We start from the raw sequence: 11,269 nt of genomic DNA on the forward strand, positions 1-11,269 counted from the left end.
ACAACAATGACCCCTAGCCTGTCTGAAACACCCGCGCTGTCACGGCGCGGCCTGCTGAAAATCGGCCTCTGCGCCAGTGCGTTCCTGGCCACTGCCGGTCTGGGCGCGAGCCTCAGCGGTTGCTCCGCCAGCACCCCCGCCAGCGGTTTCACCCTGTTGCGCAGCAATGACCTGCCGTTTTTGCGGGCGTTGATCCCGGTGATGCTTGAAGGCGCCGTGGCGGCGGACAAGATGCCCGCCGCCATCGACGGCACCCTGGCCAACCTGGACAACGCCCTCAATCACTTGTCGCCGGAAATGTTCAAGCTCACCCAGCAGCTGTTCGATGTGCTGGGCATGGCGGTCACCCGCGGCCCGCTGACGGGGATCTGGGGCAGTTGGGAAAACGCCAGCGCCGAGGCCATCCGCAACTTCCTCAGCCGCTGGGAAAACAGCTTCCTGGCCCTGCTGCGCATGGGCCATGCCTCGTTGCTGCAACTGGTGATGATGGCCTGGTACACCCGCCCCGAATCCTGGGCCCACTGCGGCTACCCCGGGCCACCCAAGATCTGATCCGACTCGTCCCGGCGCACCATCAATAATAAGAGAGCACCGAATATGCCCGTACCTGATCTGTTCCGCGAAGGCCTGAACCGTGGCTGGAAAACCTACAACGGCTCGCAGCTGGAGCAGGACCTGACCCTGGAAGCCGATGTCGCCATCATCGGCAGCGGTGCCGGGGGGGGCACCACCGCCGAAATCCTCAGCGCCGCCGGCTACAAGGTGCTGCTGATCGAGGAAGGCCCGCTCAAGACCAGCGACGACTTCAAGATGCTGGAGGACCAGGCCTATACCAGCCTCTATCAGGAGGGCATTGGGCGCATGAGCAAGGACGGCGCCATCACCATCCTCCAGGGTCGCGCCGTGGGCGGCACCACCCTGATCAACTGGACATCGAGCTTCCGCACTCCCGACCCGACCCTGGAACACTGGGCCCGGGAACACGGGGTGGTGGGCCACAGCTCAGCCGAGATGGCGCCCTGGTTCGAGAAGATAGAGCAGCGCCTGGGGGTGGCGCCCTGGGTCATGCCGCCCAACGCCAACAACGACGTGATCCGCAAGGGCTGCGAAGCCCTGGGCTACAGCTGGCACGTGATTCCGCGCAACGTCCGCGGCTGCTGGAACCTGGGCTATTGCGGCCTGGGCTGCCCCACCAACGCCAAGCAATCGATGCTGGTGACCACCATTCCGGCGACCCTGGAGAAAGGCGGCGAGCTGCTGTATCTGGCCCGGGCCAATCGCCTGCAGCTCAAGGATGACCAGGTCACCAGCCTGCAATGTGTGGCCATGGATGCCCGTTGCGTGGCGCCCACGGGACGAACCATCACCGTCAAGGCCAAGCATTACGTGCTGGCTGGCGGCGGCATCAACAGTCCGGCCCTGCTGCTGCGCTCCGATGCCCCGGACCCGAATTCGCGCCTGGGCAAGCGGACCTTCCTGCACTTGGTAAACTTCTCCGCCGGCCAGTTCGACGAGGTGATCAACCCGTTCTACGGCGCCCCCCAGTCGATCTACTCCGACCACTTCCAGTGGCAGGACGGCACCACCGGCAAGATGTCCTACAAACTCGAAGTGCCGCCCCTGCAGCCGGCCCTGGCCAGTACCCTGCTGGGCGGTTTCGGGCCGCAGAGCGGGTTGTCCATGGAGCAACTGCCCCACACCCACGCCATGCTGGCCCTGCTGCGGGACGGCTTCCATCCCGACAGTACTGGCGGCAACGTCGAACTGCGGGGCGACGGTACACCGGCGCTCGACTATCAGGTCTCGCCCTACGCCTGGGACGGCCTGCGCCGCGCCTTCCACAGCATGGCGGAGATCCAGTTCGCCGGCGGCGCCAAGGCGGTCAAGCCGCTGCACAGCGACGCCCGCTTCGCCAAGACCCTGAATGAAGTCCGCTCGCAGATCGACGGCCTGGACCTGGCGCTGTACCGCACCCGCCTGGGCAGCGCCCACGTGATGGGCGGCTGCGCCATGGGCGAAGACCCGAAGAACGCCGTGGCCGACAGCCTCGGGCGTCACCATCAACTGCGCAATCTGTCGATCCACGACGGCTCGCTGTTTCCCACCAGCATCGGTGCCAACCCACAGCTGTCGGTCTACGGCCTGACGGCGCAACTGGCCACGGCCCTGGCGGAGCGCTTGAAAACGGCGTGAAAAAGCGGGGTATTTTCGTCGTCTATAGTGCTTTCTTCCCTAAAAGGCGACTTGGCCGACCGGGAAGGCTGCGATACCATCCGACTCCCCAACGGATTCCCGCCAGGACGACGCGATGAACCGAGTGTTGTACCCAGGTACCTTCGACCCTATTACCAAGGGCCACGGCGATCTGGTCGAGCGCGCCTCGCGGCTGTTCGACCACGTGATCATCGCCGTTGCTGCCAGCCCCAAGAAAAACCCGCTGTTCCCCCTGGAACAACGCGTGGAACTGGCGCAAGAGGTGACCAAGCACCTGCCCAACGTTGAAGTCGTCGGCTTCTCCACCCTGCTGGCGCACTTTGCCAAGGAGCAGAACGCCAATGTCTTTCTGCGGGGTCTGCGAGCGGTTTCGGACTTTGAATACGAGTTCCAGCTGGCCAACATGAACCGCCAACTGGCGCCGGACGTGGAAAGCCTGTTCCTGACGCCGTCGGAGCGCTACTCGTTCATTTCCTCGACGCTGGTTCGTGAAATCGCGGCCCTGGGCGGTGATATCACCAAGTTCGTCCATCCGGCCGTCGCCGATGCACTGACCCTGCGCTTCAAGAAATAAGCCGTGCGGCCCCGCAGAGGGGCCCTTGCCAGGCGTCAGCCATCGCGTCCGCGTGCACTGCGGGCGTCAATACGGCACAATTGCGCGCATTCGTTTTTACATGCCCGGGCCTGCCGCCCAGGCCGGAGTCCCCCATGTCCCTGATCATCACCGACGATTGCATCAACTGCGACGTCTGCGAACCCGAGTGCCCCAACGCGGCCATTTCTCAAGGCGAGGAGATCTACGTCATCGATCCGAACCTGTGCACCCAGTGCGTCGGCCACTACGACGAACCACAGTGCCAACAGGTATGCCCGGTGGATTGCATTCCGCTGGACGAGGCGCGTCCGGAAACCGAAGAAGAGTTGATGGCCAAGTACCGGAAGATCACCGGCAAGGCTTGAGTGATATGGCGCCCTTTCGGCTCCCACAAACACCTGTAGGAGCCGGCTTGCCGACGAAGCTTCTCAGCTCTGGCAACGTGGGCAATAGACACTGGCCCGCTGGCCCAGCTTGATTTCCCGCAGCCCCGTGCCGCAGACCTTGCAGTTCTCCCCGCCACGTCCGTAGACGAACAGCTCCTGCTGGAAGTACCCAGGCTGGCCATCGCCGCCGATAAAGTCGCGCAAGGTGGTGCCGCCCCGCTCGATGGCCGCCGCCAGAATGCGTTTGATCTCGATCGCCAGCTGCAGATAGCGAGCCCGGGAAATGCCCTTGGCCTCACGACGCGGATCGATGCCCGCGGCGAACAGCGCCTCGGTCGCATAGATATTGCCCACCCCCACTACCACCGCGTTGTCCATGATGAACGGCTTGACCGCCATGGAACGTCCCCGGGACAGCTGGAACAGGCGCTCACCATCGAACAGGTCGGTCAACGGCTCCGGTCCCAGGCGCGCCAGCAGCTCGTGGTTCAGCGGGTCCAGGCTCCAGAGCATGGCGCCAAACCGGCGTGGGTCGGTGTAGCGCAGGGCCAGGCCCGATTCCAGTTCGATATCCACATGTTCGTGCTTGGCCGCCGGCAGGCCGATTTCCACCAGGCGCAGATTGCCCGACATGCCCAGATGACTGATGAGGGTGCCGACTTCGGCATTGATCAGCAGGTACTTGGCCCGACGATCCACCTGGACGATGCGCTGCCCGGACAGGCGCACATCCAGATCCTCGGGGATCGGCCAGCGCAAACGCCGGTCACGGACGATGACCCGACTGACCTTCTGGCCTTCCAGGTGCGGTGCAATACCGCGCCGGGTGGTTTCGACTTCAGGTAATTCAGGCATATCCGCCCCTGGCAATCATCACGAAATGAACGATCAGTGTGCGCCCAGCTCGCGCACGGTTTCCTTGAGATTCTCGAAGTCGTAATCCGACAGACCGACGTAATCGAGAACCAGATGGCCAATGCTGTTCCACTCGTGATCTTCCACCTGGTTGCCCAGCACCCGGTAGGACGCGCAGATGTGCTCGGCCATCTTCAGGATCGCCAGCAGATTCTTCAGTTGGCTGTTGCGCGAGGACTCGTCGCTGAAGATCGCCAGGGCGTTGTGGTGATTGGCGATGGCATTGGTCACATGTTCCGGCAAGCGCCAGGACTTGGCGGTGTAGTAACCCACCACCGCGTGGTTGGTGTTGAAGGCACGGTTTTCCGTGTCCACCACCCGCTGCTCCGGCCCGGCGCTGCCATAGGCCTCTTCCAGCACGGTCATGTAGTCGGGGAAACGCTTGAGCATCAGCGGCACGCCGCAGTCGTGGAACAGCCCCAGGGCATAGGCTTCATCCACCGCCTGGGAGCCGGTGCGCTTGGCCAGGGTCAGGCAAGTCATGGCCACATCCTGGGCGGTGTCCCAGAAGCGGTTGAGGGTGACGATGGTTTCGTCGCTCATCTCGCCCTTGATCGACTGCGCGTTGATCAGGTTGATGATCGAGCGGCTGCCCAAGAGATTCACCGCGCGCTGGATCGAGGCGATCTTGTTGCTCAGGCCGTAATACGGCGAGTTGACGATCTTCAGCAGTGCGCCGGACAGGCCCGGGTCCTGGGATATCAGCTTGGCAATCACTTCCAGGTCGGGGTCGGGCATGTACTGCTCCATCTGCAAATCCACCATGATTTGCGGTTGAGGCGGCACGCTGATGCCTTGCAGGGCCTGTTGAATCTGTTCGGCTGATAGCTCTTGGGACATAAGTACACACTCTGGCTGAGGCGGCGATTCTAACCCCTAACTACACAATGTTGGGCGAACGGACAGGAACTTTACCCCGCGACTTGGTTACACAGCCCCGGCCGCAGGTCCATTGGCCATCGCTTGGGCCCCGCGAAGGGGTATAATCGCGCCCTTTTTTCCGGAGCGACGTCATGTCCCTGCCAAGCCTGCGCCTCAAAGCCAACGCCGATCGCCGCCTGCGCGCCGGCCACCTGTGGGTCTACAGCAACGAAATCGATGTAGCCGCCACCCCTCTGCACGGCTTCAAGGCAGGCGACCAGGCGGTACTGGAAGCCGCCGGCGGCAAGCCCCTGGGCGTGGTTGCCATGAGCCCCAACAACCTGATCTGTGCCCGCCTGCTATCGCGCGACGCCAAGCTGGCCCTGGACAAGTCGCTGCTGGTGCACCGCCTGAATGTGGCTCTGTCCCTGCGCGAGCGGCTGTTCGACAAGCCGTTCTACCGCCTGGTCTACGGCGATTCCGACCTGCTGCCAGGCCTGGTGGTGGATCGTTTCGGCGACATCCTGGTGGTCCAGCTGGCCTCGGCCACCATGGAACAGCACAAGGACGACGTGATCGCTGCCCTGGTCCAGGTACTCAAGCCCAGCGGCATCCTGTTCAAGAACGACTCCGCCGCCCGTGACGCGGAAGGCCTGGGCCGCTACGTCGAAACCGTGTTCGGCCTGGTGCCGGAGTGGGTCGCCCTGGAAGAAAACGGCGTCAAGTTCGAAGCCCCGGTGATGGAAGGCCAGAAGACCGGCTGGTTCTACGACCACCGCATGAACCGCGCCCGTCTGGCCCCCTACGCCAAGGGCAAGCGCGTACTGGACCTGTTCAGCTACATCGGTGGCTGGGGCGTGCAGGCCGGCGTGTTCGGTGCCAGTGAGGTGTTCTGCGTCGATGCCTCCGGCTTTGCCCTCGATGGCGTGGAGCGCAACGCGGCCCTCAACGGCATTGCTGAAAAAGTCACTTGCGTCGAAGGCGACGTATTCGAAGCCCTGAAAGAGCTGAAAGCCGCCGAAGAACGCTTCGACGTGATCGTTGCCGACCCGCCCGCCTTCATCAAACGCAAGAAAGACCTGAAGAACGGCGAAGGCGCCTACCGCCGCCTCAACGAACAGGCCATGCGCCTCTTGAGCAAGGACGGCATCCTGGTCAGCGCTTCCTGCTCGATGCACCTGCCCGAAGACGACCTGCAGAACATCCTGCTGACCAGCGCCCGCCACCTGGACCGCAACATCCAGTTGCTGGAACGCGGCGGCCAGGGTCCGGATCACCCGGTACACCCGGCGATCCCGGAAACCCGCTACATCAAGAGCATCACCTGCCGCCTGCTGCCCAACAGCTGAGCCCGGGCCGATGGCCATTCCCGCGCTACGCGGGAATGGCCACCGCCCTCGATTAACTTTGCACGGCCACGGCTCGATTCTCGGCACCTTCTCAAGGACCGAGAGCGCCACACCATGGGCCACTCCCCCGCTACCACGAAAAAGACCTCGGTAGTCATTCTGCTGCTGAGCGCTGCTGCCCTGGGCCTGAACAGCCTGGCCAGCCGTCGTTATCAGGGCGTTTGCGTCTGAAGATCGCGCAGACGGCACAGGTCCCGAAGATACAGGACGAAGGAAAACGCCAAGGGCGGGCCGGTGAAGTAACGCAGAGACAGGAACCCGCTCTTGAAGGGGTCCAGATGCTGCTCATGGGTCCAGAAATTGAACAACGCCTGCAACAGCCACGCAGCGCAAAGGGCCACCAGCATCCAGGCTCCGTCACCCAACAACCGTCGTTTAAAACCGTCACGTCCCGGCAGCCAGGTGGCGCTGAGCAGCGTCATCAGCAGCAGGAGCACCACCACGCTGTAGATCACCCCGCGGGTGAAAGGCAACTCACTGCAGGCCTGCACCAGCACCGCAGCCGCGAAGGCGAGCAGCAGGGCGGCCTTCCAGGTGCGCCACTGGCGGCGCTGCCCGGCCAGCAGTTGCACAAAGCCGCCGCCCGTCAGCAGGGCCGCGCCCACCACGGCCATGGTGCTGCCGGGCCAGTCGCTATAGAGCACCAGCCACATCAGCATCAGCCCCTGCAGCAGGCCAGTGCCCAGGTAGAACCTCAGGGATCGCATGTTCGCGGACATTCCAGCTCCATTGGAAGGGGATCGAGGGGCGGCGAGTCTAAACCAGGAGCGGCCAGGCGGGCAGCCTCCCAGTCAGATCCAGGCAATCGCACGCCACAGAGCGGCCACGGCATTCCTTCCTGACGCCAGCGGTGTAGAATCGGCGAATTCATCGCCAGTCATCCCCCGGCGGGTTTATGAGCTCAGGCTGAGGCGCGCGGCGATCCCGCGGCGTCATCGGCAGCTTTCGGACACACGGCCATTTCTGAGTGTTCCCGAGGTCAATAGAAGCTCACTCCCCATTTGTTCCCTGATTAGCCGCCCGGAGTGCTCCATGCCTGATTACCGCTCGAAAACATCCACCCACGGTCGCAATATGGCCGGTGCTCGCGCCCTGTGGCGCGCCACGGGGATGAAAGATGACGACTTCAAGAAGCCGATCATCGCCATTGCCAACTCCTTCACCCAGTTCGTCCCGGGGCACGTGCACCTGAAGGACCTGGGCCAGCTGGTGGCCCGCGAGATCGAACGCGCCGGTGGCGTGGCCAAGGAATTCAACACCATCGCCGTGGACGACGGCATCGCCATGGGCCACGACGGCATGCTGTATTCCCTGCCGAGCCGGGAGATCATCGCCGACTCCGTGGAATACATGGTCAACGCCCACTGTGCCGACGCCATCGTGTGCATTTCCAACTGCGACAAGATCACCCCCGGCATGCTGATGGCCGCCCTGCGCCTGAACATCCCGGTGATCTTCGTTTCCGGCGGCCCGATGGAAGCCGGCAAGACCAAGCTCGCCAGCCACGGCCTGGACCTGGTGGACGCTATGGTCATCGCCGCCGACTCCAGCGCTTCTGACGAGAAGGTTGCCGAGTACGAGCGCAGCGCCTGCCCGACCTGCGGTTCGTGCTCCGGCATGTTCACCGCCAACTCCATGAACTGCCTGACCGAAGCTCTGGGCCTGGCCTTGCCGGGTAACGGTTCGACCCTGGCCACCCACAGCGACCGCGAAGAACTGTTCCTGCGGGCCGGACGCACCATCGTCGAGCTGTGCCAGCGCTACTACGGCGACAACGACGAGTCGGTACTGCCGCGCAACATCGCCAACTTCAAGGCGTTCGAGAACGCCATGACCCTGGACATCGCCATGGGCGGTTCCACCAACACCATCCTGCACCTCTTGGCCGCCGCCCAGGAAGCCGAGATCGACTTCGACCTGCGGGACATCGATCGCCTGTCGCGCCATGTGCCGCAGCTGTGCAAAGTGGCGCCGAACATCCAGAAGTACCACATGGAAGACGTGCACCGCGCCGGCGGCATCTTCAGCATCCTCGGCGAACTGGCCCGTGGCGGCCTGCTGCACACCGACCTGCCCACCGTGCACAGCAAGACCCTGGCCGAGGGCATCGCCCAGTGGGACATCACCCAGACCAGCGATGAAGCCGTGCATCACTTCTTCAAGGCCGGCCCCGCGGGTATCCCGACCCAGACCGCCTTCAGCCAGTCGACCCGTTGGGACAGCCTGGACGACGACCGTGAAAACGGCTGCATCCGCAGCGTCGAACATGCCTATTCCAAGGAAGGCGGCCTGGCCGTGCTCTACGGCAACATCGCCCTGGACGGCTGCGTGGTGAAGACCGCCGGTGTCGACGAGTCGATCCATGTCTTCGAAGGCAATGCCAAGATCTTCGAGAGCCAGGACAGCGCCGTGCGCGGCATCCTCGCCGACGAAGTGAAAGCAGGCGACATCGTGATCATTCGTTACGAAGGTCCGAAAGGCGGCCCGGGCATGCAGGAAATGCTCTATCCGACCTCCTACCTGAAATCCAAGGGTCTGGGCAAAGCCTGCGCCCTGCTCACCGATGGCCGCTTCTCCGGTGGCACTTCGGGCCTGTCCATCGGCCACGCCTCGCCTGAAGCGGCAGCCGGCGGCGCCATTGGCCTGGTGCAGGACGGCGACAAGGTACTGATCGACATCCCCAACCGCTCGATCAACCTGTTGGTCAGCGACGAGGAACTGGCGGCCCGCCGTGTCGAGCAGGACAAGAAAGGCTGGAAACCAGTGGAGGCACGCCCACGCAAGGTGACCACTGCCCTGAAAGCCTACGCCCTGCTGGCCACCAGTGCCGACAAGGGCGCGGTACGTAACAAGGCTATGCTCGACGGCCTGTGATCGTCCCCCGGAAATAAAAATGCCCCGCCAAGTGCGGGGCATTTTTTTGGCCTTGCATCGCCCTTGCGGACGCCTTCGCTGGCAAGCCAGCTCCTGCAGCAGCATTCGGGGTGCTGGCGCCGCCACCGTAGGAGCCGGCTTGCCGGCGAATGGGCCTTTGAACCTTGCGTCGCCCTTGCGGGCGCCTTCGCTGGCAAGCCAGCTCCTACAGCAGCATTCGAGGTGGTGGTGGCGCCAGCGTAGGAGCCGGGGGCTCAGGGCATGCGTTCGCCCAACTGCCCGCGCAGGAAGCGGTACAGGCCATCGGCACTCTTGCGATAGCCGTCGGCGGTCAGGTGCACCAGGTCGTTACGCGCCAGGTCGCTGCCCTGCCATTTGCTGATCGAACAATCGCCGCCCATGAACGCCTGCCAGTCCCAGAACAGCGTGCGGCTGTTCTTCGCCACGTCCTTCTGGATCTGCACGATCTGCCGCAGCGGCTGCGGCTGCGATGCCATACAACTCCCGGCATTGCGGCGCTTGATGGAGTCCGGCGGGCCCACCAGCAGGATCACGGTCTTGGGCAGGTTCTTGCGCAGTAGCGTGACTTTTTCCTGCAACTGACTGCGGTACAGCTGCAGATCCAGATCGTCATCGAACGCCTCGTTGGTGCCGTAAGCCAGCACCACCATGTCCGGGCGCAGGGCCTTGAGGGTTTCGAGCCAGCCGGGCTGCCACTTGTCCAGTACATCCAGGCGTGCGCCATTGATGCCCAGGGAGGAGTAGATCACCCCGGCGCTCTTCTGCCCGAGGATGTTCCAGCCGCCCAGGGCCAGGCCCTGGTTGTTGGCCACGTTAAAGTCCAGCGGCAGGGTCAGGTTGTTGAACGGCGGACTGAAACGCCACTGTCCACCGGTAGCGGCCAGCATGCGGCTGCTCTTGTTGAGGTTGTCCCGGGCGGTCAGGGTGTTGTTGCTGGACGCCTGGTACAGAGCGGAAATGCGGTACCGCTGGTTGCTCGGCTGGCGCTCGGCGATATGCACCCGAGCCCCCGGCGTCATCGGCAGCGACAGGTAGCCCCCCAGAGGAAATTGCGTGCTCTGCTGGTTACGCGCCGACACCAGCGACCACTGGCGCTTGGCCGCCCCGAGGATCACCCGTTCATAGCGGGTGCCGGGCACCGGTGTTGCCGCCACGAAACCGATCCCGCCATCGCCATATTGCGCTTGCAGCAGGCGCCGCATCTCACCGCTGAACAGATCGGCAGCGGTGTGGGAGTCGCCCAGTTGCACGATGTTGATGGGCGTGCGGTTGGAGGTGCTGAACTTGCGCGCCAGCAGCGCCAGGTTCGGGTCGCTGCCGGTGGTCACGACTTTCTTGGCGCCGACCCCGGACTTGGCCAGGGCCGAGGCCGGTGTGGCCTGGACCTCGGTGGTCGGGCTGCAACTGCTCAGCAAGGTGATGCCCAGCAACAGCGCAATGCCTTGCAGTCGCCCCATATCAGTGCTCCGTCAATTGTTGACTGGGAAAGTTGATCAGCGAGATCACACGCTCAGCGATCAGCTTCTGCCCAGTGGTGGTGAAATGAATACCGTCGTCGACCCGGGTCTTGACCTTCTTGCCATCGCCGGTGATGCGGTAATAGGAAAATTCGTCGTTCTGGTAGCCAAGGATCTCGTTGGCCGAAACGAAATGCTGGTGATACTGCTCGATCTGACTCTTGTACAGCTCACTCAGGTAAGCCATGGCCGTAGACAGCTTGGGCTTCTCCATGTTCGGTGGACCGACCCAGATCACTTGCACATTGTGGGCCTGGGCGGTGTCGAGGATCGAATCGATGCGCTGGCGATAGGCCTCTTCCCAGTCCGGGGTCTTGAAGCGCAGGAACGGCTTGCCCTTGACCACCGGCATGTCCCACGGATCGTTGGGCCCCAGGAAGATCACCATCAGGCGAATGTTCGGATTGCCGGCCAAGGTGCTCTCAACGGTCTTGGGCCAGTTGAAGAAGCTCGGATAGGCAAGGCCGGTGCTCTGCT

The 11,269-nt window shown here is 63.5% G+C and carries 11 protein-coding genes; 6 read left to right on the forward strand and 5 right to left on the reverse strand.

The annotated features are described in order from the left end of the window. Positions 1-6 precede the first annotated feature (6 nt). The 4 genes from BLX41_RS22590 (at position 7) to BLX41_RS22605 (ending at position 3,174) form a co-directional block, all read left to right on the forward strand. Positions 7-552 (forward strand): twin-arginine translocation pathway signal protein, encoded by a 546-nt coding sequence (locus BLX41_RS22590; RefSeq protein ID WP_123726678.1) that lies wholly within the window; start codon positions 7-9, stop codon positions 550-552. Positions 553-597: 45 nt separating this feature from the next. Continuing rightward, entirely contained in the window at positions 598-2,193 is a 1,596-nt protein-coding gene (locus BLX41_RS22595) for a GMC family oxidoreductase (protein ID WP_123726679.1), read from the forward strand. A 115-nt stretch (positions 2,194-2,308) separates the two neighbouring features. Then, a complete protein-coding gene (gene coaD, locus BLX41_RS22600; protein WP_003195136.1) occupies positions 2,309-2,788 on the forward strand; it encodes a pantetheine-phosphate adenylyltransferase in 480 nt (159 codons plus the stop codon). 134 nt (positions 2,789-2,922) lie between these two features. Further along, positions 2,923-3,174 carry a YfhL family 4Fe-4S dicluster ferredoxin gene (locus tag BLX41_RS22605; protein WP_011064042.1) on the forward strand — a complete coding sequence of 84 codons (252 nt, stop codon included), beginning with the start codon at positions 2,923-2,925 and terminating at the stop codon, positions 3,172-3,174. A 63-nt stretch (positions 3,175-3,237) separates the two neighbouring features. Here the strand turns inward: BLX41_RS22605 and mutM are convergent, their stop codons facing one another. Together mutM and BLX41_RS22615 are read right to left on the reverse strand one after the other, a co-directional pair. Then, complete coding sequence (gene mutM, locus BLX41_RS22610; protein WP_123726680.1) at positions 3,238-4,050, reverse strand: bifunctional DNA-formamidopyrimidine glycosylase/DNA-(apurinic or apyrimidinic site) lyase; 813 nt, start codon at positions 4,048-4,050, stop codon at positions 3,238-3,240. 33 nt (positions 4,051-4,083) lie between these two features. Then, positions 4,084-4,896 carry an HDOD domain-containing protein gene (locus BLX41_RS22615; protein ID WP_185073746.1) on the reverse strand — a complete coding sequence of 271 codons (813 nt, stop codon included), beginning with the start codon at positions 4,894-4,896 and terminating at the stop codon, positions 4,084-4,086. Positions 4,897-5,123: 227 nt separating this feature from the next. Between BLX41_RS22615 and BLX41_RS22620 the strand changes: the two genes are divergently transcribed. After that, positions 5,124-6,320, forward strand: coding sequence for a class I SAM-dependent rRNA methyltransferase (locus BLX41_RS22620; protein ID WP_016963549.1), 1,197 nt, complete (start codon positions 5,124-5,126; stop codon positions 6,318-6,320). Between the two features lie 212 nt (positions 6,321-6,532). Here the strand turns inward: BLX41_RS22620 and BLX41_RS22625 are convergent, their stop codons facing one another. Next, a complete protein-coding gene (locus BLX41_RS22625; protein WP_123726682.1) occupies positions 6,533-7,099 on the reverse strand; it encodes a hypothetical protein in 567 nt (188 codons plus the stop codon). 313 nt (positions 7,100-7,412) lie between these two features. Between BLX41_RS22625 and ilvD the strand changes: the two genes are divergently transcribed. Further along, the gene (gene ilvD, locus BLX41_RS22630; protein WP_123726683.1) at positions 7,413-9,254 is read left to right on the forward strand and encodes a dihydroxy-acid dehydratase; all 1,842 of its coding nucleotides are present in this window, start codon (positions 7,413-7,415) and stop codon (positions 9,252-9,254) included. Between the two features lie 254 nt (positions 9,255-9,508). Here ilvD and BLX41_RS22640 read toward each other — a convergent pair whose 3' ends face one another. Further along, the gene (locus BLX41_RS22640) at positions 9,509-10,732 is read right to left on the reverse strand and encodes an SGNH/GDSL hydrolase family protein (RefSeq protein ID WP_123726685.1); all 1,224 of its coding nucleotides are present in this window, start codon (positions 10,730-10,732) and stop codon (positions 9,509-9,511) included. A gap of 1 nt (position 10,733) precedes the next feature. Further along, positions 10,734-11,269 (reverse strand): SGNH/GDSL hydrolase family protein (locus tag BLX41_RS36015; protein ID WP_259745085.1); only part of this gene is annotated, 536 nt, incomplete at its 5' end.

Source organism: Pseudomonas protegens, assembly GCF_003732485.1.
GTDB classification, from domain to species: domain Bacteria; phylum Pseudomonadota; class Gammaproteobacteria; order Pseudomonadales; family Pseudomonadaceae; genus Aquipseudomonas; species Aquipseudomonas protegens_B.

Excerpts from the sequence above, each read along its gene's own strand:
- BLX41_RS22625 (WP_123726682.1), bottom strand. The coding sequence starts at position 7,099 with ATGTCCGCGAACATGCGATCCCTGAGGTTCTACCTGGGCACTGGCCTG.
- mutM (WP_123726680.1), bottom strand. The coding sequence starts at position 4,050 with ATGCCTGAATTACCTGAAGTCGAAACCACCCGGCGCGGTATTGCACCG.
- BLX41_RS22640 (WP_123726685.1), bottom strand. The coding sequence starts at position 10,732 with ATGGGGCGACTGCAAGGCATTGCGCTGTTGCTGGGCATCACCTTGCTG.
- ilvD (WP_123726683.1), top strand. The coding sequence starts at position 7,413 with ATGCCTGATTACCGCTCGAAAACATCCACCCACGGTCGCAATATGGCC.
- BLX41_RS22590 (WP_123726678.1), top strand. The coding sequence starts at position 7 with ATGACCCCTAGCCTGTCTGAAACACCCGCGCTGTCACGGCGCGGCCTG.
- BLX41_RS22605 (WP_011064042.1), top strand. The coding sequence starts at position 2,923 with ATGTCCCTGATCATCACCGACGATTGCATCAACTGCGACGTCTGCGAA.
- BLX41_RS22620 (WP_016963549.1), top strand. The coding sequence starts at position 5,124 with ATGTCCCTGCCAAGCCTGCGCCTCAAAGCCAACGCCGATCGCCGCCTG.
- coaD (WP_003195136.1), top strand. The coding sequence starts at position 2,309 with ATGAACCGAGTGTTGTACCCAGGTACCTTCGACCCTATTACCAAGGGC.
- BLX41_RS22595 (WP_123726679.1), top strand. The coding sequence starts at position 598 with ATGCCCGTACCTGATCTGTTCCGCGAAGGCCTGAACCGTGGCTGGAAA.